Below are 22,153 nucleotides of genomic sequence, written 5' to 3'. Positions count from 1 at the left end.
CTTGGGACCGTCCCTGCATGCGCCATGCTGGCCCCGAGCCCGGCGGCGCGACCGGGCTCGGCGACCGGGGTCGCCCTCAGCCGGCGCGGCGGGGCTGGGTGTCGCCGGCCTTCGGCGGGGGAAACACCACCGGGGTCGGCGACTTGGCGGAGAGCGGACCCGAGGCCGCGGCCGGGGACGGGCCGACCGGGGTGGAACCCGACGCGGGGTGCGCGGCCGCGGTCGCCATTCCGGCGGCCACCGGCGCCGTCTCCTTGGCGGCGGACGGGAACAGCACCGTCGCGGGCTTGGGTTCGGCCGCACCATCCGCCTTCGGCGAGGCCACCGGCATCGGCTTCGGCGAGGACGCCGCCGGAGCGGCCGGCATCGGGGCCGCGAGGACGCCCTCGGGGGCCGTTGCGTCCTCGTCGTGCGGCGCCTCGGGGCCGGCGATCAGCTCGGTCGGCGTCTTCCAGACGAAGGCGTCCAGGCGGCCGCTCACCGGCGAAACGGGCGCCCAGGTCTCGGACGCGACGCCGTCGGCGATCCAGAGCGGATCGCGCGGGGCGTGCGCGGCGCGGGAGAGCCATTCGCGGGTCCGGCCCGAACCGGCGCCGTGCTCGGCCTCCTCGATGCGGGCCATGGTCAGGCAGGCGCGGACCGTGGGCCGGTCGGCGAGGAGGGGCGCCAGGGCTTCGCGGGCCTGGCCGAACTCGCGGGCCTCGTAGGCCGCCTGCGCCATGGCGAGGCGGGCCTCCGGGTGCCAGGACGAGATCTTGGCCAGGGTCTCGGCGCGGGCCATGCGGTCGCGCACGGAATCGCCGGTGCGCAGGTTCAGGTAGGTCTTGGCGAGGTCCGGGTGCGGCCCGGCGCGCCAGGCGGCCTCGATGATCTTGGCGCCCTTCCGCAGGTCGCCCCGGCGCACCATCAGGCGCGCGGCGAGCACCGCGGCCGGGACGAGGTCGGGGGCGAGCTTGACCGCCTTGAGCACGCGCTCGGTGGCGGCCTCCGGTTCGCCGGCCTCGCGCTCCTGCGCGGCGGCGGTGAGCAGGACAGCGCGCTGGCGCCGGGCGGTCGACTTGTCGATGAGGCCCAGGGAGGCACGGCGCTCCACGGTCTCGTTGGCCCCGCTCCAGTCGCCGTCGGCGCATTGCGCCTCCAGGACGGCCTCGTTGGCCCAGGTGACGCTGGGCGCCAGGCGGGCGGCTTCGGCGGCGTAGGCGCGGGCGGAGGCGTCGTCCTCGCGGCGGCGGGCCTCGACGAACAGGCCGCGCAGGCCGAGCACGCGGGTCTCGGGGTCGTTGACCATGCGCTGGAAGGCCTGCTCGGCGGCCTCGCGGTCGCCGGAGATCTGGGCGGCCTGGGCCTTGAGCAGCAGCGTCAACGGCTCGGCGCCGAGCAGGCGCTCGGCGTCGTTGGCGTGGCGGCGGGCGGCGAGGGGATCGCCCGACCCGACCGCGACCATGCCGCGGGACAGGGCCGAGAAGCCCTTGGCCCGGCGCCGGTCGCGCGAGCCGCGCACCAGCGTCTCCGGCAAGGTGATGAAGCCCCGCACGATGGCCCAGATGAAGCCGATCAGGATGGCGGCGATCAGGACGCCGATCAGCCCGATGGCGAGGCTGGTGGCCACCTCGTAGCCGTTCCACACGATGGTGACGGTGCCGGGATGGTCGGCGACCCAGGTCGCGCCATAGGCGGCAACCGCGAGAAGGGCCAGGAAGGCGAGGGCGCGCCACATGGGATCAGAAACTCCTGGGAGTGGCGTCGGCCGGTCCGGCGACACCGAGAGTCGGGGGCGGGAGCGTTGGGCGCTCCCGCGCGAAATCCGGGTGGCCGCGCATCCCGCCGGAGGACAGGGCGCGCGGCCGCGCGCTCAACGGGAGGCGCCGGTTGCGGGCAGGCCCTTGAAGGCGTCGGCGAGCAGGCCCTGGGCCGCGTCGGCGGCGGCGACGCGCGAGGCCAGCTTGGTCCCGAAATCGCCGGCCTCGGCCCGGTCCGCCTCGGGCAGCGCCGCGAAGGCCTCGGCGGCCTCTTTGATCGCGCCGCGGTCGAGGGCGTCCTGCACCTTCGGGGCGGTGTCGGGGGCCGCCGCGCCGGGGGTGCCGCCGGCGGCCGGGGTCTCGACGCGCCGGACCTGGACGATCGACTCGGCCATGCTCATCAGCTTGGTCCCGATGTCGCCGGTCTCGGCCACGGCCTTGGTCTGGGCCGCCCGGCGCTTCGCCGCGATTCGCTCGGCGACGGGGCGGAACTCGGCTGCGAGCGAGCGGGCGGTCGGGGCCCCCTTGTCGGCGAAGGCCGCCACCGCCGTGAGGCGGGCCGGGTCGCCCGGCTCCAGCCCGCGCAGGGCCGAGAGGGCATCCGCGTAGGGGGCGCCGGTGTTGAGGGCGGTGACGATCCGGTCGGCCGACACGACGCGCAGGGCGGCCTGCAGGGTCGCGGTCTCGGCCCGCTCGGAGACGGCCTTGTCGAGGCCGGCGATCTTGTCGGCCTGGGCCTGGAGCTGGCGCTCCACCGCCTTGGCCGCCTCGGCCGCCTGGGTCTTGTTCGCGTCGACGACCTTCTCGCTCGCCTGGGTCGCGGCCTGGACCGCCTCGGTGGCGGCCTGGACGCGAGCCTCCAGCGACTGCTGCAGGGCGGCCACCTTCTGGCTCAGCGCCTGGGCGGCCTCGGCATTGGCCTTGGTCTTGGCCTCGACGTCGCCCTGGAGGGCGGCGAGCTTCGGGGCGAGATCGGGCTGCGCGGCGGGCTTCGGCGCGGACTCGACCTTGCCCTCGATGGCCTTCAGGCGCTGTTCCAGCGCGGCGAGCTGCGGTCCCGCAGATTGGGTCACCGCCATCCGGGCGTCGCCGCCCTGGTCGCGGCCCGGTTCTTCCTGGAGCGCCGAGACGCGCTGATCCAGGGCGTCGAGGCGGGCGACGAGATCGGCCGGCACGGCGGCCGGGGCCGCCGCCGCAGCGGGCGCTCCCTCGGCCTGAGCCGGCGCGCCGCCCTGGGCCGCGTTCGCCTTCTCGAGGGCCTGGCGCGCCGTCGACACCGCCTCCGGAACGGCCTTGAGGGCGGCCTCGTTCGCGGCGACCCGCTTGTCCAGGCCGGCCACCGCATCCTTCGGGGCGAGGGCGGCGATCCGCTGGTCGAGGGCGGTGATGCGGGCATCCTCGCCCGGGGCCATCAGGCCGCTGCGCGCGACGCCGAACAGGAGGCCGGCCCCCACCACGCCGCCGAGGAGGCCGGCGGTGACGAGGGAGCCGAAGCCGGCCCCGGACGAAGCAGCCGGGGCAGCCGGGGTGATGCGGGGCGTCGTCGGACCACCCGCCTTCGGGAGCTCCGAAGCGGTTTTGGAATCGGACGTCTTGCTATCAGAGGTCTTGCCGTCGGCCGGCTTGCTCGCCATTCCCCCGGCAGCACCGGCAGCACCGGCAGCACCGGCAGCACCGGCAGCACCGGCAGCACCGGCAGCACCGGCAGCACCGGCAGGCTTCGCCGGTGGCACGGGGTCCGGCATGCGCTTGGCCTTCAGGTCGATGATCGGGCCATCGGTCACGGACTGGCCCGGACGCGCGCCGGGCTGCGGTCCCGCGAATGCGCCGGAGCGGGGCGACTCGGATTTCCCGGCGTCGGCCTTCGGTGACTCGGCCTTCGAAGCATCGGTTCTGGCAGCGTCAGTCTTCGACGCATCGGGCTTGAGGGCCTCCGGTTTCGGCGCATCGGCCTTGATCGTCTCGGTCTTCGCGGCGCCGACAGCGAGCGGATCGGGGCGGGTCAGGTCCGGCTTGGAGGCATCCGGCTTCACGGCGTCGGCTCTGGGAGCATCGGATTTGACGGTGTCGGCTTTGCCAGCGTCGGGCATGAGGATCGCGGCCTTGGCGGCTTCCGTTTTCACGGCGTCCGTCTTCGTGCCTTCCGTGACCGGCTCTGCCTTTGCCGGCTCACCTTTCCCCGGCTCACTCTTGCCGAACGTACCCGGCGTGCCGCCGGGCTGACCCGGCTTGGCCGAGGCCTCGACCTTCGGCGGAAGGGAGCCGCCCGGCGTGGCGGGCTTGCCGGGCTCGGCCGGCCGGTTGCCGGTGGGAGAACCCGGGCGGTTGGGGTCGCTGTTGGGTGGTTTCACGGTTCAAGGCTCCCTTCCCGTCTCCCGCCGCCCGACCCGTTCGGCGCATCCGGCGCCCGGTGGGTCGAGGCTGGCGGCGCAGCTTCTTGCGCTCGTCCTAGCACCAGGGCCGCCGCCGGAGCGAGGCCCTTATCGAAATCCTGTTGGCCCGGGGGCCGGCAATCCCGCGAGGAGCGCGTCCTCCCCGGGGCGGTCGGGCACGAAATGGACCGCGACCCCGGCGGTGACCAGGGGCGCGGCGACATCCGCCGACAAGCAGTAATGCGTCAGGTCTCCGAAGGCTCCGCCGAGCCCGGCCGCCGTGGCGAGATCGTGTGCCGCCTGCGCGCTGCGCCGGGAGTAGTGGAGCGCCCCGTCGAGGCGCCGGCCTGCGAGGGCGTCCGCCGCCGCATCGGGCAGCCGCGCCACCTCCCGCGCGGCGTAGAGTTCGCATACCGCGAGGCGGTATCCGGCCGCGATCAGGGAGGCGGCGGGCTCGGCCTTGCGCTCGGCCCCCGCCGCGTGGACGAGGTGCGCGCCCGAGGGCAGGGAGGCCCGGACCAGCCGGGCCAGGGCCCGCGCGTCTCCCTCCGCCTCGCGGACGTCCGCGAAACCCAGCTCCCGCGCGAGGGCGGCGGTCCGGGCTCCCACCGCGAAGGTCGGGACCGCGCGGAGGCGCGCGCGCTCCGCCGGCGTCAGCGCCGCCGCCGCGTTGGCGCTCGTGAGGATCAGCCCGGCGAAGGTCTCCTCCGGCAGGCGGAAACCCGTCGGTGCGACGGTGAGGACCGGGGCGAGGAGGGGCCGGTGTCCCAGGGCGGCGAGGCGCGCGCCCGTCCGCGCCGCCCCCGGTTCCGGCCGCGCCACCCAGATCCGCATCCCGCTTCGCGCTCCCAGAACCCCGCGCCCATCCATGCCGGTCTCGCCGCCGCTGGCAACCCGTCGTTGCCGCCGGAGGAGGCGGACGATAGGGTGCGGCGCATCCCCCGGGCCACCCCGCACCCCTCAGACGAGGCCCCCTTCGAGATGATCCGCCGTCCATGAACGTCCTCGGCATCGAAACGACCTGCGACGAGACCGCCGCCTCCGTGGTCGCCCCCGGCGAGAACGGGCGCGGGCGCATCCTCTCCAACGAGGTGCTGAGCCAGATCGCCGAGCACGCGGCCTATGGCGGCGTCGTTCCCGAGATCGCGGCCCGCGCCCATGTGGAGGTGCTCGACCGGCTCATCGACCGGGCTTTGGGCAGCGCCGGCCTGACCCTGGCCCAGGTCGACGGCATCGCGGTGGCGGCCGGGCCCGGCCTGATCGGCGGCGTGCTCATCGGCCTCGTCACGGCCAAGACCCTGGCGCTGGTGGCGCGCAAGCCCCTGATCGCCGTGAACCACCTGGAGGCGCATGCGCTGACGGCGCGGCTCACCGACGGCATCGGGTTCCCCTACCTTCTGCTCCTCGCCTCCGGCGGGCACACCCAGCTCGTGGCGGTGCGGGGGGTCGGCGATTACGTCCGCCTCGGCACCACCATCGACGACGCCATCGGCGAGGCCTTCGACAAGGTCGCCAAGCTCCTCGGCCTTGGCTATCCGGGCGGCCCCGAGGTCGAGCGCCTGGCCGAGACCGGCGATCCGGAGCGCTTCGCCCTGCCGCGGCCGATGCTGGGGCGGCGTGAGGCCAACTTCTCCCTGTCCGGCCTGAAGACCGCCCTGCGGATCGAGGCGGAGAAGATGGCGCCGCTCTCCTCCGTCGACGTCGCCGACCTCTGCGCCGGCTTCCAGGCGGCGGTGGTCGACGTGGTGGTCGACCGCCTGCGGGTGGCGATGCGCGACTTCGCCTCCGTGGCCGGCCATCCCACCGCCCTGGTGGCGGCCGGCGGGGTGGCGGCCAACGGCGCGATCCGCCGGGCGCTCACCACCCAGGCCGGCGAGGCGGGCCTCGCCTTCGTGGCGCCGCCCCTGGCCCTGTGCGGCGACAACGGCGCGATGATCGCCTGGGCGGGTATCGAGCGCCTGCGCCTCGGCCTCGTGGACGACCTCACCGCGCCGGCCCGCGCCCGCTGGCCCTTCGCGGAGCCGAAGGCGGTTGCCTGAGGCCGCGCGGCTGCGCTGGCGCGACCTCGTCGAGCGACGCCTGCCCGAGGCGGCCCGCCCGGACTGGCCGGTGCACTGCGACCATTGCTTCGCGCGCATCCTCCTCGACAACACCTGCGGCGGCCCCTGGCGCGAGAGCGTGCCGGCCCCGGCCTGGGCGAACCTGCCCCTCGGCCAGCTCGCGGCCGCCACCGAACTCGGCGAGGCGGTCCTCTTCGGCCGGGCCGACCTGCGCGCGCTGAACCGGCGCTCGTTGGCCCTGCGCGGCAAGGTGCGGGAGGCCGACGCGGTGGCGCAGCCCGAGGGCCTTCGCGACGGAAACCTCCTGTTGCGGCCCTGGCAGGCGGGCGACGAAGCGCGCTTTGCCGCCCTCAACGGCGACCCGGAGGTCATGCGCCACTTCCCCGCCACCAAGGACGCGGCCGCGAGCCGGGCCGAGGCGCGGACCTGTGCCCGGCGCTTCGCCGTGGACGGCTTCGGCCCCTGGGCCGTCACGGTGGAGGGACGCGGGTTCGTCGGGATGATCGGCGGCGCGCGTCTCCTGCGGCCCATGCCGTTCCCGGGCGGCGAGCGGCCGGGCGAGACCGTCGAGATCGGCTGGCGCCTGGCGCGCGAGGCCTGGGGCCACGGGATCGCCACGCGGGGGGCTCGCCTCGCCCTCGCCGACCTGTTCGGCCGCTGCGGCCTCTCCGAGGTCGTCGCCTTCACGGCCGAGGGAAACACGCCCTCGCGCCGGGTGATGGAGCGCCTCGGCATGCGCCCGGAGGGCGGCTTCCCGCATCCGGCCCTGCCGCCGGGGCATCCGCTGCGGCCGCATCTCCTGTATCGTCTGCGGGCGGACCACGTCACATTGCGAGGGACCAGCGCATGAAGCGGATCGGAGTCGTCGGCGGCGGTGCCTGGGGCACGGCGCTGGCCAACGCGGCCGCCGCGGCCGGGCACGACGTGACCCTGTGGCTGCGCGACCCGGAGGCGGCGGCGCGCCTGCAGGACACCCGCGAGAACGCCCGCTACCTGCCCGGCGTGCCCCTGCACCCCCGCATCGCCGTCACCGCCGGAGCTTCCGACCTCGCCGAGGCCGGGACGGTGCTGATGGTGACGCCGGCCCAGACCCTGCGCGGGGTTCTGGCCGACCTGGGCGCCGCCTTCGCGCGCCAAGCCGCCATCGTGCTCTGCGCCAAGGGGATCGAGCGCGGCACCGACGCCTTCATGAGTGATGTCGCAGCCGAGCAGCTGGGCGCCGCCGCCCCGGTGGCGGTCCTGTCCGGCCCGAGCTTCGCCGCGGACGTCGCCCGCAACCTGCCCACCGCCGTGACGCTCGCGGCGGCAGATGCCGGTCTCGCCGCGCGCCTGGCCGGCACCCTCTCGGGGCCGACGCTCCGGGTCTATCACACCGACGACGTGCGCGGCGTCGAGATCGGCGGGGCCGGCAAGAACGTCCTCGCCATCGCATCGGGCATCGTTGCCGGACGCGGTCTCGGCGAGAGCGCCCGGGCCGCGCTGATCGCCAGGGCCTTCGCCGAACTCATGCGCTTCGCCCGCGCCTATGGCGGCCGGCCGGAGACGCTGATGGGCCTGTCGGGCCTCGGCGACCTGGTGCTCACCGCCTCCTCGCCGCAATCGCGCAACTTCGCCTTCGGCCAGCGCCTCGGCGCGGGGGCCTCGCCCGAGGCGGCGGCCGGCGGCAAGCTGGCGGAGGGCGCCTTCACGGCTGCCGCCCTGGTCGACCTCGCCGTCGCCCGGGGTATCGAGATGCCGGTGGCCGAGGCGGTGGCCGCCATCGTCTCGGGCGGCGCCAGCGTCGACGGCGTCATCGCCGCCCTGCTGGCGCGGCCGCTGCGGGGAGAAGCCGAGTGAGCCAGCACCCCATCCGCGCCTTCCTGACCGGCTCCGGCAACGACGGGGCCGGGCGGCGCCTGAGGGAGATCCTCGCCTTCGACGACGCTCATATCGAGGGCGTGCACGACTTCATCCAATGGTGCTTCCCCCTGCACGAGGCGAGCCTCGCCGTACCCGGCGCGCCGGTGCTGAGCCGGGCCGAGGCCGAGGCGATCCGCGCCGATCCGGCCGCCCTGTCGGGCCTGCGCGCCGCCCTCGGGCGGATGACCCGCTTCTATGCCGAGACCGACGGCTGGCTGCGGCCGCACGACCATAATCATCTACGCATCACCCGCATCCTCTCGGCCCTGTCCGATCTCCTGGGGCCCGAGGCGGCGGCCGAGTTCCACGCCTTCGTCACTGCCCGGAACGCGAAGGCCGGCGCCCCGATCAACGCCACGAGCCTGCGCTACTGGGAGGCCGCGCTCCGGGGGGCCTGACGGCCACGCTTGGCCGGTGCTATGGAGCCGGCGTCTCTGGAGAAGCGCATGGCCTACTGGCTCTACAAGTCCGAGCCCTCGACCTGGTCCTGGGAGCAGCAGGTCGCCGCGGGCGGCGCCGGCACGCACTGGAACGGCGTGCGCAACCACGTCGCCAAGAAGCACCTCATGGCGATGGAGGTGGGCGAGCGCGGATTCTTCTACCACTCCAACGAGGGCAAGGCGGTGGTGGGCATCGTCGAGGTGATCCGGCCCTACTACCCGGATGATTCCGACGCGACCGGCCGCTTCGGCATGGTCGATCTGCGCGCCGTCGAAGCGCTGCCCCGCCCCGTGACCCTGGAGGCGATCAAGGCCGAGCCGCGCCTCGCCGCCATGGTGCTCGCCAACAATTCCCGCCTCTCGGTCCAGCCCGTGACGGAGGCCGAGTGGGCGGTGGTGCGCGCGATGGGCGGCCTCGGCTGAGCCGCCGTCCGCTCAGCCCTGGCGCTGCGCCTGCGTCACCGCCAGGTGGATCAGCTCCGCGAGGGTGCGCAGGCCGAGCTTCTGGCGCATCATCGAGCAGGCGTTGGTGATGGTCTTGTAGCTCACCGACAGGTCGCTCGCGATGGCGCCGTAGGACTTGCCCTGTGCCAGGCGCTGCAGGATCTGCAGTTCGCGCGGCGTCAGCTGGGTCTCGGGCGTGCGCTTCGGGTCGGTGCGGAGCATCGCGACCTCGGTGGCCAGACGCGGATCGAGGTAGGGGCGGCCGGACCGGACCCGTTCGAAGGCCTCGAACAGCTCGCCGGAGGCGTGGTCCTTGAGTACGTAGCCGAGGGCTCCGGCCTCCAGGGCCCGCGCGACGATGACCGGATCGTTGTGCATGCTGAAGACGAGGATGCGCACCGCCCGGTTGGCGTCGCGCATCCGCCGGATCAGTTCGAGGCCGGCGAGGCCGCTGCCCTGAAAGGTCAGGTCGCAGATCACCGTCCCGGGACGCAGGCGCAGGAAGCTGCGATAGGCCGCGACCACGCTGGTGGCCTCGATGATCCGCTCGATCCCCGCATCCTCGAGCACCCGCCGGCAGCCCTGGAGTACGATCGGGTGATCGTCGATGACGAGGGTCGGCGCCTCGGTGGTGGTGGCGATCGCGTTCATGCGCTGGGAATCGGACTCGTGTCGACGTCCCGCTCATCATCGAGCGGAATCATGATCCGGACAACCGCGCCGGGCTGATCGTTGTCAAGCATGAACGTGCCCCCGAGGGCTTCCACACGCTCCCGCATCCCCGAAAGACCGAGTCCAAGGCTGTGACCGGTCGGAATGCCGGTGCCGTCGTCGCGGATGGCGAGGCGCAGGACCCGCCCGGCGGTGGTGGCCTCGTCCCGCACCTGGACGGTGACGTTCCGCGCCCCGCCGTGCCGCACCGCGTTGGTCATGCTCTCCTGCATGCAGCGGAACACGGTCAGGTCGGTCACGTCGCCGTAACCGCGGGCCAGGCCCTCGAAGCTCCCGGCGAAGCGCGTCCCGGTGTGACGGCGCCGGAAATCGCGCAGCAGCAGATCGAGGCATTCCGGCAGGGGCACCTGCCCGAGGGCGTGCGGCCGCAGCCGGTTGAGGAGGTCGCGGTTCCGGGTCTGGACCTGGCCGACGATGCTGGCGATGTCCTGGGCGCGCTGCTTCAGGCGCGCCCGGTCCGGCGGCGCCTCGGCCTCGGCCATGCGGACCACCGAGGCGGCGGTCGCTTCCAGGGCGAAGAGGCAGGGGCCGAACTCGTCGTGCAGCTCCAGGGCCGTGCGGCGCCGCTCGTCGTCCTGTGCCGACAGGAGCTGGCGGTTGAGCCGCCCGTTGGCGGCCCGCGTCTCCGCCAGGGCCTGGGCCACTCGGTTGAACCGGGTGGCGATGGCGGCGAGTTCGCGCGACGCCGGCGGTTCGAGCCGGACGGTGTAATCCTGCTGCTCCAGCTGGATCAGCCCCTCGGCGAGGTCCGTCAGCGGCGCCAGGACGCGGCCGAACGCCACCGTGAGGGCGCCGAGCAGCCCCAGGCTGAGGCAGAGGCTGGCAAGCGAGAGCGACAGGGCATAGACCCAGACCTCGTCGATCTCGTCGTGCGGCTGAGTGGTGATGCGGGCGGTGCCGATGCGCCGGCCCTGCGCCACGATCGGCAGGTCGTGCTCGCGGATCGCCGGGGCGATCAGGGCCGCGAACCAGGCCGGCGCCGCGTGCGGGTCGTGCCGGACCCGGCCGAGGCCGCCGGTGACGACCTTGCCGGCGTCGTCCAGCACCGTGACGCGGACGTGGCGCAAATCGTGGATGCGCAGGTTCAGGGTCTGGAGGATGCCGGCGGGCGGCCCCGCCCGGGCGAGGTCGATGGTATCGGACACCAGAAGCTCGACATTCGTCATCGCGGCCTGCATCTCGACCTCGACGGCGGAGCGGGCGTTGACGACGATGACCGCGCACGAGACCAGGGCGGCCAGGACATCGATGGCGAGGACCAGCACGATCATCCGGGTCCGCGTCGGCCACGACGCCCAGAGCGACCGGCGGCCCGCCTCCGCCGACGCCGCGGGCGGGGCGCCGTTGCGGTGGGGCAGGCCCCATCGGGATCGGGCTGCGGAGGCGGCGTCGTGAGGCATGGCGACTCGGGTGGCGGCCGTCGGGGAAAGCGTGCGCGGTCGTCGCCCCGTGTGTAGCGAACCCGACGCCGAATGGCAGCGTCCCGATTCGGTTTCGGGCCTCGTGGCCGGAGCCCTGGCGGATCCCGAGACCACCTGGACGATGGGGGGATTCGGCGCGCTCGCCAGCGTCGGGCGCGGCGGCGTTCAGGTCGTCGCCGCTCCGGCGGACGGCCGCCTCGGCTGGATCACCCCGTTCGGCGGGATCGCCCTCGCGCCGGCGGAGGCGATTCCCGTGGCCTACGAGACCGCCTTCACCGGCGGCTGGAGCCACGCCGTCGCCCTGTGTCTGCCGATGGCGCTCTGCCCCCGGACGGGGGCGGGGCCGATCCGCGCCGCCGGATGCGACGACGGGGCCCTGCGCCCGCGGAATCTTGGGGATAAGTGGTTCGACCTCGGCCTCGACCTGCCGCAGGGCCGCCTGTTCCTGCGTTCCGCCGACCCGGACGCGCTTGCGCGCCTCGCCGCCCTGGCCGGACGGACCGTCGCACACGATCCCGAGGCGGTTTCGAGCCTGATGGCCGCCGCGGACGTGGTCGTCACCACGCCCCTCGGCCGGATCGAGGTCTATGCCGGCGCGGACCCGCAGTCGGACGGGCCGCGGGCCTTCCTCGACCCGAGGATCCTGGCCCTGGGCCGCACCCACGCCGCCACCGCCCCGATTCCCACCGGGCTGGTGCCCGTCGCCCAGTTCACGCCGCCGCATCCCTGCCGGGACGGGCAGGGCCGGCCCCGCCCCTTCGATCATCGGACGCATGCCGCCTTCCAGGCGATGCTGACCCGCTGGGGCGACCCGGAGCGGGTCCGCCTCAAGGCGCGCTTGGTCGCGGGCGAGCCCTTCGCGCCCATGACGGCGAATCGTGCGACGCGCGCCGTCTCGCGCCTCGTTCACGTCCAGGCTGCGGCGGCGGCGAATCAGGACGGAACCAAGTCCTGCCCAGACACCTCGCGTTAAACCTGTTGGATCTATTCAGATTCGTGACGCGTCTGATCCGAGCCTGTTCAAGGATTGGGTTAAGGACATCTTCATGCCCCATTGCGGCGCCTCTTTCGTTACACGCAGGCGTCGCCCCTCGGGCCTCGCCGCGCCGGTCGTGCCCGACCAGCGCCGCGTGATCGACCGGCAACGGTCAATCCGAACCTCTTGAAGCGTGCGAGATGTCTGAGACCCTGATGTCCGTAACGATCGATCCCTCCGAGACCCGGCGCCCCGTCGCGCCGGCGCCGCGCCCGTCCCGGGTGAAACTCCGGGTGGTGCTCCTCTCCGGCGCCGGCATCCTGGGCCTTGCCGGCTTCACCGCCTTCGCCTTCGCGACCCTCGGCAACCTCGCGGGGCCGCAATTCACCCGGCCGACTCTCGCCACGGCGTCCGCGACGCCCGCCAGTCTCGGACACAACGCCTCCGAATGGCCGGACCTGCGCGACGGCGTCCCGGCCCTTGCGCCGGCGAGGTCGAAGTCCGTCGCGGCCGCGCCGGATCAGCCGTCCGCGGCTCCGACGGCCGAGCGTCCGCCGGCCGCGGTCGCCCCGCCCGCGGCGCGGGTCGCCGAAGTGAGGCCCCGGGAAGTCAGGACCGTGGACGCGAAGCCCATCGGCGTGACGGTCGCCGAAGCGCGGACGCCCGCGGTGCGGGCGCCTGAGGCGATTCCGGTCGAGAAGCCGGCGGCGGTGCCCGTCGCCGCGAAGCCGGCGCGCCTGCCGCCGATCGAGAGCGCCGCGGTGCTGCCGCCGGCGCGTCCGGCCTCGCTGGTCCCGGTGACGCGCACCGCCACCCTGATCGCGCCGCTGCCCAACGAGACGACCCGGTCGCGGGCGACGAACGGCACCTTCACGGCCCTGACGCCGGAAGCGCCGAAGCACAGCCCGGTCGCCAAGGCGACGGAGACCAAGCCTTCGATCGTCAAGTCTTCGATCGTCAAGTCTTCGGTCGGCAAGCCCGTTGTTGCCAAGCCTCTCGTTGCCAAGGCACCGAGCGGCACGCCGGAGACTGCGTCGGCGCCCCCGGTCGCGCAGGCGGAGCCCGAGCCGGAGCAGACGGAATTCCTGGGCGTGAAGGTGCCGTCGCTTGCCCCGGCCGGCCGCAAGATCGCCGAGAGCGTCGAGGCCCTCGGCAATGCGGTGAAGAACCTGCCCGATCACTTCTAGCGCAAGCGCCCGGCTTCGGGCGCCCTTCGTCGGATCGGAGCGCCCGGCTTCGGGCGCCCTTCGTCGAGGTGGAGCGCCCGGTTTCGGGCGCCCCCGTCCGGTCAGCGCGCCCGGCTGGCGCGGGGCTTCTTGGCGATCTCGCGCTCGTGGCGCGCGCCCCGCGGGCTCTTCAAGCCCTTGGGTCCCTTCTCCTCGCGGGCCGGCTCCTCGTCGAGGATTGGTTCAACCTGGATCTCGGGCGAGCCGTTCTTGGCGAAGGTCTGGGCGAAGCGCGAGGCGGCTCCGCCCCGGACCTCGAACTTCGTCTCGCGATCGAAGATGCGGATCGCGCCGATCTCCTGGCGGCCGATATTGCCGCGCCGGGTCAGCATGGGCAGCAGGCGGCGCGGATCGGCGTTGTCGCGCCGGCCGAGATTGAGCCGGAACCACACGGCCGGGCCCTGGGCGTCGATGCGGTCCACGTCGGCGGGATCGTAGACCGGGCGCGACTTGCGCTCGGGGCCGGCGCCCGGATCGGTGACGTCCTCGGGGGCGGGCAGGCGGGAGCGGTAGATCCGCGCCAGGGCCGCGGCGAGTTCCTGGGGCGTGCGCTGCGCCATCAGGGTCTCGGCCATGGCCACGTCTTCCTCGGCCGGCTCCTCGGTGAAGATCGGATCCTGCCACATGCGCTCGCCGTCGAGGCGACGGATCTCGTCGGCGGTGGGCGGGCCGGCCCACTCGAACGAGACCTTGGCGATCATGAGCATCTGCTCGGCCCGGCGCCGCTTCGAGGCCGGGATCAGCAAGAGGCTGGTGCCCTTGCGCCCGGCGCGGCCGGTGCGGCCGGAGCGGTGCTGCAGCACCTCGGCATCGTGCGGCAGGTCGGCGTGGATGACGAGGCTGACGGTGGGCAGGTCGATGCCGCGCGCGGCAACGTCGGTGGCGACGCAGACCTTGGCCCGGCCGTCGCGCAGCGCCTGGAGGGCGGCGTTGCGCTCACCCTGGCCGAGTTCGCCCGAGAGCGCCACGGCCGAGAAGCCGCGCTCGGTGAGCACCGCCTGGAGGTGGCGCACCGCGTTGCGGGTGTTGCAGAAGATGATCGCCGTCGGCGCATCCATGAAGCGCAGGGTGTTGACCACCACGTGCTCCAGCTCGCGCGGCACCACGCGGATGGCCTTGTAGGTGATGTCCGCGTGGCCGCGCTCCTGGCCCTTCACGGCGATGCGCAGGGCGTCGTTCTGGTAGCGCTCGGCCAGGGTCGCGATCGCCTTCGGCAGGGTCGCGGAGAAGAGCAGCGTACGCCGCTCCTTCGGGGTCACCGAGAGGATGAATTCCAGGTCATCGCGAAAACCCAGGTCGAGCATCTCGTCGGCCTCGTCGAGGACGACGGCGCGCAGATCCTGCGTCGCGAGGTTGCGGCGCTCCAGGTGGTCGCGCAGGCGACCCGGAGTGCCGACGACGATGTGGGCGCCGTCGTTGAGCTGGCGGCTCTCGCGGCGCGGGTCCATGCCGCCGACGCAGGAGATGACGCGGGCGCCGGTCTCCGCATAGAGCCAGGACAATTCGCGCTCGACCTGCAGCGCGAGCTCGCGCGTCGGGGCGATGACGAGGGCGAGGGGCGCGCCGGCGGGGCCGAAGCGCTCGGCGTCGCCGAGCAGGGTCTCGGCGAAGGCGAGGCCGTACGCGACGGTCTTGCCCGAGCCGGTCTGGGCCGAGACGAGGAGGTCACGGCCTTGCGCGGCCGCCTCGATGACGGCGCTCTGGACGGGCGTCGGGTCTTCGTAGTCGCGCGCGGTCAGCGCTCGGGCGAGCGGGGCCGGCAGGGTGGGGAAGGGCACGGTGACGGAAGCCTTAGCGGGCAAGCAGGCGGAGAACCCGCCGGGGAGCCGTCGCGACGGGCGCGATCCTCTCCAAACCGACGTGATTCCGGCCTCGAACGGTTACGGATGGCGTCTCTTGTAGCCGGAACTGCGGCGCAGCGCCATGACCGCGGATGCATGCCCCTCCACCCCTGGGCGCCCGGACCCGCAGCGGACGCGCCTCGTGTTGTGTTCCCCGTGCCTCTCGTGCTCATCTCCGGCCCGTCATGGATATCCTCGTCGTCGGTGCCGGAATCGTTGGACTCGCCGTGGCCCGTGCCCTCGCGCGCCGGGGCCATGCCGTCATCGTGGCCGAGGCCGAGGGGGCGATCGGCACGGGCATCTCGGCACGCAATTCCGAGGTGATCCATGGCGGAATGTACTATCCGGCGGGCTCCCTGCGGGCCCGTCACTGCGTCGCCGGCGCGGCCATGCTCGCGGCCTTCTGCGACAGCCACGGCGTCGCCACCCGGCGCTGCGGCAAGCTCATCGTGGCCACCGCGGACTCCGAGCGCGACGCCGTCGCGGCGCTCAAGGCGCGCGGCGACGCCAACGGGGTTCCGGATCTGGCGCTCCTCGACGGGGCCGAGGCCCGGGCCCTGGAGCCGAACCTCGCCTGCGTCGCGGCCCTGCACGCGCCCGGCACCGGGATCGTCGACAGCCACGGGCTGATGCTGGCGCTCCAGGGCGAGCTCGAGGATGCCGGGGGCGCTATCGCCTTCGACAGCCGGGTGACGCGGATCGCCCGGACGCGCACGGGCTGGAGCGTCACCGTCAACGGCGAGGCCCTGCCGTTCGAGGCCCTGGTCAACGCCGCCGGCCTCGGGGCCCAGGGGGTCGCCGGCGCGGTCGAGGCCTATCCCGCCGCGCGCATCCCGCGCCAGGTCCTGGCGAAGGGCAGCTATTTCGGCTGTACCGGCCGGCCGGCCTTCTCGCGGCTGATCTATCCGGCGCCCGTCGAAGGCGGTCTCGGGATTCACCTGACCCTCGATCTCGCCGGCCGCATGCGTTTCGGCCCCGATGTCGAGTGGGTGGAGAGCCTGGACTATCGGGTCGATCCCGCCCGGGCCGATGCTTTCGCCCGGGCGATCCGGCGCTACTGGCCCGGCCTGCCCGACGGGGTGCTGACCCCGGACTATGCCGGCATCCGCCCGAAACTGACGGGACCGGGCGAGTCCGCCGCCGATTTCCGGATCGACGGCCCGGCCGAGCACGGGCTTCCCGGCCTGGTCCACCTCTTCGGCATCGAGAGCCCGGGCCTGACCTCGAGCCTGTCCCTGGCCGAGGAGGTCGCGGATCGGCTCGTCGGGGGCTGAGCGAAACGGCGCACGAGCCCGCGACGCTGCCGAGCGGGCCGCCCGCGCCAGCCCCGTCGCCGCGACGGCAGTCGATTCGCTCGACGCTGTGACCTTGCCCCGCTGCGATCGTCGCCCGCTTCCACGCGCCCGCCCGCGCGCCCTGACCACCGGTACCATGCCTCGGGGCCTGGGGCATGCGTCCGGCCGCGACCGTCGGGACGCGGCCGCGGCCGGATTCGTTGCGGCGGGGAGGGGCGACTAGCGCGCGGGGACGAAGCGCAGCGTGCCGGCCAGCCGGCTCGATCCGCCGGTGTCGTTCGGGTGGTTGACGCCATCGACCACCGGGACCTCGGCGAAGTCGAAGGGACTGAGCCCGTCGAGGCAGGCGACGTTGACGCCGTACTGGTCGGGATTCGAGCGGCGCTGGTGGTGCGTGTAGATCCCGCAGCGCGAACAGAAGAAGTGCTGCGCCACGCCGGTGTTGAAGCGATAGCGGGTCAGCAGGTCCGCGCCCTGCAGGATCTCGACGCCGCCGGTCTCGGCCGAGACGACGACCGCCCCCCGCATCCGGCAATACGAGCAGGTGCAGCGCCGGACCGTGTCGAGACCCTCGCTCAGCGTCGCAGGGAACCGGACGCCGCCGCAGTGACACTGCCCCTCGCGCTGATCGAGCTGCGCTGACATGGCGTCTTCCTCCGTCTGCCTAGACCTTCCAGGTCCGTGATCCGTGGCGGGACCTGGTCGGCCCGCGCCCCGCGATGGCAACTCAGCCGCCGAAGCGCTCGGTCCGGACGCGGGCGGGGTCCACCCCGGCGTCGAGGAGGAGGTCCGCCACCGCCCCGACGAAGGGATTGCCGCCGCAGAGATAGGCATGGCGCGGCGGTCCGAGCCGGTCCAGCGCCTCCGCGATCATCGCCGCGTCGACCCGGCGACCGCCGGCGCGGGTCAGGTTGAGCATCAGCTGGAAGTGCGGTTCGTCGCGGGCGCGCACCGCCAGCTCCTCGGCGGCAATGATCTCGCCGGCGTCGCGCACGGAATAGAGGAGGAGGGCGGGTACCGCCGGCGCCGTCGCCGCGCGGTGGCGCAGCATCGACAGGAGGGGCACCACGCCCGACCCGCCGCCCGCCAGGAGAAGGGGCCCGCCATCCTCGGGGCGCCAGACGAAGGAACCGCCGATCGGGCCGCGCAGCTCGATCGTGTCGCCGACCGCCGCCACCGCGTCGAAGAAGCCCGAGACCTCGCCGTCCGGCAGGCCCTCGATCAGCAGTTCGATGGTGCCGTCGCCGTCCGGTGGCGAGGCGATCGAGTAGCTGCGCTGGGCCTGGTAGCCGTCCGGGGCGGTGAGGCGCACGTCGACGTGCTGCCCGGCCAGCATCGGCCGATCGAAGGCGACCCGGAAGCGGTAGCTCTTCACCCGCCGCGTCACCGGCCTGATGGCCGTGAGGATCGCGGTCTGCCAGGGGAGGGGGCCCGGGGCGGGATCAATCACCGGTGAAGCGCTGTTCGCGCCAGGGATCGCCGTACATGTGGTAGCCGCGCAGCTCCCAGAAACCGCCCTCGTCCCGCTGGGTGAAGCGCAGGCCCTTCACCCACTTGGCGCTCTTCCAGAAATACAGGTGCGGCACCAAGAGCCGGGCCGGGCCCCCATGGTCCACCGGGATCGGCGCGCCGTCGTAGTGGGTCGCCACCATGCCCTTGCCGCCCGTCAGGTCGGCGACCGGCACGTTGGTGGTGTAGTCGTCGTAGCCTTCGGCGAGCAGGAAGGCGCTCGGCGCCGCGATGCCGGCATCGGCCAGGAGGTCGTCGAAGCGCACGCCCTCCCAGGCGGTGTCGAACTTCGACCACTTCGTCACGCAGTGGATGTCGCCGCCCCAGCGGGTGCGGGGCAGGGCGTTGAAGGCGTCCCAGCTCCAGCTCTTCAGGGGCCGCGACCCCTCGCGCAGGGTGAACGACCAGGTCGCGAGGTCGATGCGCGGGTTGGGGCCGATCTGGAGCACCGGGAAGTCCTCGGTGAGGTACTGGCCGGGGGGCAGACGCTCGCGGGTCGCCTCGGGCGGCTTGCGCCCCGTGAAACCTCGTGTGCTCATGCTCCCCTCGCGCTCGTCGGACCGTTCGCGGCGACCGTGGCTCGACGATCAGCCCGCGCGGCAGGCTAGCATTCCCTCAGCGATCGCGCAGCACCAGCCACAGGGCGTGAATGGTGCCCGGCAGCACGCCCATCAGCGTCAGAAGGATGTTGAGAAGGAACTGCAGGCCGATGCCCGTGGTCATGAGGACCGCGATCGGCGGCAGGAAGATCGCGAGGATGATGCGGACGAGGTTCGACACGGTCACTCCGGGTAGGCGGCGCGCGCGGAAATGCGATCGCAACCGCCCAACCGCAACGGGATCGTCGCGGCCAGGTTCCCCCGCCGGGCCGACGGGAATTTCAGTTTCTTAATCTCTGCGTCCCCAGGATGGTCTGGACATTGCCGAAGGACGGACCGCGCAGGAATTCCGCGTATGATCGAAACCCTCATGCGCGATATCGAGCAGGTGGTCCGCTCCGGCGGCCTGCTCCAGCGCGGACGGGTGCTGCAACGGCTGTCGATGCTCTTCACGGAGCGGGCCGCCGGGTTGCGCGAGGCGCAGGTGGAGGTGTTCGACGCGGCGATGCTGCCCCTGGCCCGCGCGGTCGATGGGGCCGCCCGCGTCCTCCTGGCGGACGGCTTGGCGGATGTGCGCAACGCACCGCGTGCCGTGGTGCGCGACCTGGCCTTCGATCCGGATATCGCGGTGGCCCGGCCCGTCCTTCAGCGCTCGCCGCGCCTCGACGAGGCCGACCTCGTCACCGTCTCCGAATCGCGGGGGCAGGAGCACCTGCGGGCCGTTGCGCAGCGGCCGACGCTCGGCGAGCGGGTCACCGACGTCTTGGTGGCCCGTGGCGACCGGCAGACGGTGCACGTGGTCGCGGGCAATGCCGGCGCGCAATTCTCCGGCGCGGCCTACACCACGCTCGGGGAACGGGCCCGTGGCGACGCCGTCCTGCGGGCCATGCTGGTGACCCGCGCCGCGCCGCGGGGACAGCCTGCGGCGTTGGCGGCCGGCCTGCGGGGGAGCCAGACCCTTCCGCGCGCGACGGATGCGGATGAACGGCGCATCGACGACCTGGTCCGGGCCGGCGACCTCGACACGGCTTTGGCCGAGGTCGCGCGCCTCGCCTCGGTGTCGCCCGCCTTCGCCCGGCGCGCCTACGATGCGGCGGACCACGATCCCCTGCTGTTTCTCCTGCGCTCGATCCGCCTCGGGTTCGGAACCCTGAAGCTGTTCCTGCGGACGAAATCCGGCCCGGTGCGGCCGCCCGAGGCCTGGACCGGGATCCAGAGCGCGTTTCAGGCCCTGTCGGTGACCACGGCGCAGCGCGTGGTCCGCCTCTCGGCGCAGGCGGGCGGCGCGCCGGACGCGCGGGATCCGTCGGGCCCGGGCCGCTGATCCGGGGGCCCAAGTGCTCGTCGAGCTCCTCCACCTCCTCGTCACGCCCGTGCCCTTCGCCCATCGCCGGAGGGGCCACCTGCGCGAGAGCGTCCTGCTGATGTCCCGGGGGCGCCGCTGCCGCAGCGCCTGGGCCCCCCATCTCGCCGCAGGCGCGGGCTGCGATCCTGGATGCCTGCGACGGGCTTCCGCAGCGGCGCGTCGCCGTGGTGCTCGGATCGGGCCTCCTCCAGGATGTCCCGCTCGCGGACCTCGCGGCGCGCTTCGCGCGCGTCGACCTCGTGGATGCCGTCCATCTCTGGCCGGCCCGCCTTCGGGCGCGGGCTCATCCCAACGTCCGGCTCGTCACCGCGGACCTCGCCCTCCGAACCGATCGGACCGATCCTTTGGCCGCCCTGTGCGGCAGCGCGGACGTCGACTTCGTGGTCTCGGCCAATCTCCTGTCGCAGTTGCCGATCCTGCCCCTGGACCGGCCCGGCTTCGTGCCGCCGGATCTCGGAAACCGGATCGTCCGGGCCCATCTCGACGGCCTCGCGGGTTTGCGCGCCCGGGTCTGCCTGGTCACGGACGTGGAACAGATCGAGGAGGACCGAACCGGACGCGTGACCGAGCGGCTCGACCTGTTGCACGGGGTGCGCCTGGGGACGCCCGACCGGCGCTGGACCTGGGACCTCGCGCCCTTTGGCGAGGCGACGCGCCACCGCCGGCTGATCCATCGGGTCGAGGCCTTCCGCGACTGGCGCGGCCCCTGGAAACGCGAAGAAGCCGCCCGTTGGGGCGGCTTCCAGTCGGTTCGCGCAGTGGGACCGCGCTTACTCGGTGACCGGTGTCGGATCGTCGGCGCCGACGACACCGTCAGAACCCTCGAACCGGGCGCGGCGGCGGCGGCGGGGCTTGGGGGCCGATGCACCGTCATCCTGTGCCGCCGAGGTCGAGTCCTCGGGAGCGTCGGGCTGCCCCGCCGGCTCGGCGACGGGAACCGGACGCGGCGGCGTCATCAGGAAGGCGGGCAGGGCGGCCACGTCCTCGGCCGGACCGGCGGCATCCCGCTCGTCGCGGCGTCGGCTGCGCCGGGGCGGCGCCTCGTTCGCGCGGGCGGCCCGGGGCGCGTCCTGGCGACCAGATTCCTGGCGCCCGGATTCCTGCCGTCCGGAATCCTGGCCACCGAACTCACCGCGCGGGGCCTCGTTCACCGGACTCTCCGTGCGCCCGTTCTCGTAACGGGGCGCGTCGGAGCGGGCCGGGGCGGGACGGAAATCCTGTCGCGGCTGATCCTGACGATTGTAGTCCTGGCGAGGGCTCTCCTGACGAGAACTCTCCTGGCGAGGGCTTTCTTGGCGATTCTGGTCCGCCCGGAAATCCTGGCGGTTGCCGTCTTGCCGGTTCGAGTCCTGCCGGTTCGAATCCTGTCGCGTGTAATCCTGCCGGCTGTTGTCTTGCCGGTTGCCGTCCGGGCGACTGAAGTCGTCGCGACGGTTGTTGTAGTCGGGCCGGTTGCCGTCGCGCTGATTGTCGAAGCGCTGCGGACGGTCGCCGCGATTGGCGAAGCGGTCACGGCGGTTCTGGCGGTTGCCGTCCGAACCCGAATCCTGTCGGTTCGAATCCTGCCGGTTGTAGTCCGAGCGGGCGTTCTCGGGGCGGGACTCCGGGCGTGCGTCCTGCCGGGGCTCGTACGCCGTCGGCTGAGGCTGCTGGCTCGGGTCGCCGTAATCCTCGTTGTAGGCATTCGCGCCGTAGCTCGAGGCCGCGTAGCCCTGCGGGGCGCCCTGGCCCTCGTCGTCCCCCTCGTCGCCCTCGTCGTCGAAGCCGCGGGCGTAACCGCCGACCTGCTGACGGGTCTGCTCTTGGGCGCCGGAGATGATCCGGAAATAATGCTCGCCGTGCTGGAAGTAGTTCTCTGCCGCCACCGGGTCGCCGCTGGCCTGCGCATCGCGCGCGAGCTGGGCATACTTGTCGGCGATGTGTTGGGCGGTGCCGCGAATCTTGACGTCCGGTCCGTTGGACTCGTAGGAACGCGTAAGCGGATTGGGACCTTTGGGGCGGTTGCGACCGCGCATCCGTCTATTCTGGTTTGGTCTCATCGGTCTCGATTGACCCTCGTTCGTCTCGGAGCGTCTGATGATGCGGCGGGTTCCAGGCGGCCATGACGCGGCCTGTCATCAGGCTCGTCGCTGGCGCCGCGTGATCCGGGTCCGGTGTGTCCGTGATCGATTTCGCCGTGCTTGCCGTCTCTGTCCGTTGACCAAGGCGCGCTCTGAGCGTCCAGGCGTCCTTCG

The 22,153-nt window shown here is 73.4% G+C and carries 20 protein-coding genes and 1 pseudogene; 10 read left to right on the top strand and 11 right to left on the bottom strand.

From position 1 onward, the window contains the following. Window positions 1-76: 76 nt before the first annotated feature. The 3 genes from ASG51_RS19045 to ASG51_RS19035 all read right to left on the bottom strand — a co-directional run bounded on the left by ASG51_RS19045 (window position 77) and on the right by ASG51_RS19035 (window position 4,945). Window positions 77-1,717: a heme biosynthesis HemY N-terminal domain-containing protein gene (locus ASG51_RS19045; RefSeq protein ID WP_056382474.1), complete on the bottom strand. Its 1,641-nt coding sequence runs from the start codon at window positions 1,715-1,717 to the stop codon at window positions 77-79. A 135-nt stretch (window positions 1,718-1,852) separates the two neighbouring features. Continuing rightward, window positions 1,853-4,090, bottom strand: a complete 2,238-nt coding sequence (locus ASG51_RS19040) for a hypothetical protein (RefSeq protein WP_056382472.1) — start codon at window positions 4,088-4,090, stop codon at window positions 1,853-1,855. A gap of 129 nt (window positions 4,091-4,219) precedes the next feature. Continuing rightward, window positions 4,220-4,945 carry a uroporphyrinogen-III synthase gene (locus ASG51_RS19035; RefSeq protein ID WP_056382470.1) on the bottom strand — a complete coding sequence of 242 codons (726 nt, stop codon included), beginning with the start codon at window positions 4,943-4,945 and terminating at the stop codon, window positions 4,220-4,222. A gap of 161 nt (window positions 4,946-5,106) precedes the next feature. Here ASG51_RS19035 and tsaD point away from each other — a divergent pair, with 161 nt between their 5' ends. Genes tsaD through ASG51_RS19010 form a run of 5 tightly spaced genes read left to right on the top strand, consistent with a single transcriptional unit; the run spans window position 5,107 to window position 8,933 of the window. After that, on the top strand, window positions 5,107-6,150 hold the full coding sequence (tsaD, locus tag ASG51_RS19030) for a tRNA (adenosine(37)-N6)-threonylcarbamoyltransferase complex transferase subunit TsaD (RefSeq protein WP_056382469.1): 1,044 nt from the start codon (window positions 5,107-5,109) through the stop codon (window positions 6,148-6,150). Further along, window positions 6,143-7,021 (top strand): GNAT family N-acetyltransferase, encoded by an 879-nt coding sequence (locus tag ASG51_RS19025; RefSeq protein WP_056382468.1) that lies wholly within the window; start codon window positions 6,143-6,145, stop codon window positions 7,019-7,021. Before tsaD ends, ASG51_RS19025 begins: the two co-directional genes overlap by 8 nt. Next, entirely contained in the window at window positions 7,018-8,007 is a 990-nt protein-coding gene (locus ASG51_RS19020; protein ID WP_056382466.1) for an NAD(P)H-dependent glycerol-3-phosphate dehydrogenase, read from the top strand. The genes ASG51_RS19025 and ASG51_RS19020 overlap by 4 nt, the downstream gene beginning before the upstream one ends. Beyond that, window positions 8,004-8,468, top strand: coding sequence for an opioid growth factor receptor-related protein (locus ASG51_RS19015; protein ID WP_056382465.1), 465 nt, complete (start codon window positions 8,004-8,006; stop codon window positions 8,466-8,468). The genes ASG51_RS19020 and ASG51_RS19015 overlap by 4 nt, the downstream gene beginning before the upstream one ends. Window positions 8,469-8,516: 48 nt before the next feature. Beyond that, window positions 8,517-8,933: an EVE domain-containing protein gene (locus ASG51_RS19010; RefSeq protein ID WP_056217054.1), complete on the top strand. Its 417-nt coding sequence runs from the start codon at window positions 8,517-8,519 to the stop codon at window positions 8,931-8,933. A gap of 12 nt (window positions 8,934-8,945) precedes the next feature. Here the strand turns inward: ASG51_RS19010 and ASG51_RS19005 are convergent, their stop codons facing one another. After that, a complete protein-coding gene (locus ASG51_RS19005; protein ID WP_056269772.1) occupies window positions 8,946-9,605 on the bottom strand; it encodes a response regulator transcription factor in 660 nt (219 codons plus the stop codon). Then, on the bottom strand, window positions 9,602-11,086 hold the full coding sequence (locus ASG51_RS19000) for an ATP-binding protein (protein WP_056217060.1): 1,485 nt from the start codon (window positions 11,084-11,086) through the stop codon (window positions 9,602-9,604). Before ASG51_RS19000 ends, ASG51_RS19005 begins: the two co-directional genes overlap by 4 nt. A 49-nt stretch (window positions 11,087-11,135) precedes the next feature. Between ASG51_RS19000 and ASG51_RS18995 the strand changes: the two genes are divergently transcribed. Continuing rightward, on the top strand, window positions 11,136-12,080 hold the full coding sequence (locus tag ASG51_RS18995; RefSeq protein WP_056382461.1) for a hypothetical protein: 945 nt from the start codon (window positions 11,136-11,138) through the stop codon (window positions 12,078-12,080). Window positions 12,081-12,298: 218 nt separating this feature from the next. Continuing rightward, entirely contained in the window at window positions 12,299-13,270 is a 972-nt protein-coding gene (locus ASG51_RS18990; protein ID WP_156389792.1) for a hypothetical protein, read from the top strand. Between the two features lie 101 nt (window positions 13,271-13,371). Here the strand turns inward: ASG51_RS18990 and ASG51_RS18985 are convergent, their stop codons facing one another. After that, window positions 13,372-15,087, bottom strand: a complete 1,716-nt coding sequence (locus tag ASG51_RS18985; protein ID WP_056269986.1) for a DEAD/DEAH box helicase — start codon at window positions 15,085-15,087, stop codon at window positions 13,372-13,374. Window positions 15,088-15,335: 248 nt separating this feature from the next. On the opposite strand from ASG51_RS18985, the gene ASG51_RS18980 reads away from it, so the two are divergent. Next, window positions 15,336-16,424, top strand: coding sequence for an NAD(P)/FAD-dependent oxidoreductase (locus tag ASG51_RS18980; RefSeq protein ID WP_056382459.1), 1,089 nt, complete (start codon window positions 15,336-15,338; stop codon window positions 16,422-16,424). A 240-nt stretch (window positions 16,425-16,664) separates the two neighbouring features. On the opposite strand, the gene ASG51_RS18975 is transcribed toward ASG51_RS18980, so the two are convergent. The 4 genes from ASG51_RS18975 to ASG51_RS23655 all read right to left on the bottom strand — a co-directional run bounded on the left by ASG51_RS18975 (window position 16,665) and on the right by ASG51_RS23655 (window position 18,734). After that, window positions 16,665-17,090 (bottom strand): GFA family protein, encoded by a 426-nt coding sequence (locus tag ASG51_RS18975; protein WP_056382457.1) that lies wholly within the window; start codon window positions 17,088-17,090, stop codon window positions 16,665-16,667. Between the two features lie 82 nt (window positions 17,091-17,172). Continuing rightward, window positions 17,173-17,895, bottom strand: coding sequence for an FAD-binding oxidoreductase (locus tag ASG51_RS18970; RefSeq protein ID WP_056269754.1), 723 nt, complete (start codon window positions 17,893-17,895; stop codon window positions 17,173-17,175). Beyond that, complete coding sequence (locus ASG51_RS18965) at window positions 17,888-18,493, bottom strand: sulfite oxidase-like oxidoreductase (RefSeq protein ID WP_056217080.1); 606 nt, start codon at window positions 18,491-18,493, stop codon at window positions 17,888-17,890. Before ASG51_RS18965 ends, ASG51_RS18970 begins: the two co-directional genes overlap by 8 nt. Window positions 18,494-18,569: 76 nt before the next feature. Beyond that, the gene (locus ASG51_RS23655; RefSeq protein ID WP_082487210.1) at window positions 18,570-18,734 is read right to left on the bottom strand and encodes a YqaE/Pmp3 family membrane protein; all 165 of its coding nucleotides are present in this window, start codon (window positions 18,732-18,734) and stop codon (window positions 18,570-18,572) included. 174 nt (window positions 18,735-18,908) lie between these two features. Between ASG51_RS23655 and ASG51_RS18960 the strand changes: the two genes are divergently transcribed. Then, window positions 18,909-19,877 (top strand): DUF2336 domain-containing protein, encoded by a 969-nt coding sequence (locus tag ASG51_RS18960; RefSeq protein WP_056382455.1) that lies wholly within the window; start codon window positions 18,909-18,911, stop codon window positions 19,875-19,877. A gap of 13 nt (window positions 19,878-19,890) precedes the next feature. Next, window positions 19,891-20,620: pseudogene (locus tag ASG51_RS25240) on the top strand (hypothetical protein); the annotation flags it as partial. Between the two features lie 69 nt (window positions 20,621-20,689). Here ASG51_RS25240 and ASG51_RS18950 read toward each other — a convergent pair. Further along, window positions 20,690-21,934, bottom strand: coding sequence for a DUF4167 domain-containing protein (locus ASG51_RS18950; RefSeq protein WP_056382451.1), 1,245 nt, complete (start codon window positions 21,932-21,934; stop codon window positions 20,690-20,692). Window positions 21,935-22,153: the final 219 nt, after the last annotated feature.

Origin of the sequence: Methylobacterium sp. Leaf465 (assembly GCF_001424705.1) — a bacterium.
Lineage (GTDB): Bacteria > Pseudomonadota > Alphaproteobacteria > Rhizobiales > Beijerinckiaceae > Methylobacterium.
Note: the sequence above shows the minus strand (reverse complement) of the source record. Positions and strands in the feature narration are given on the sequence as shown.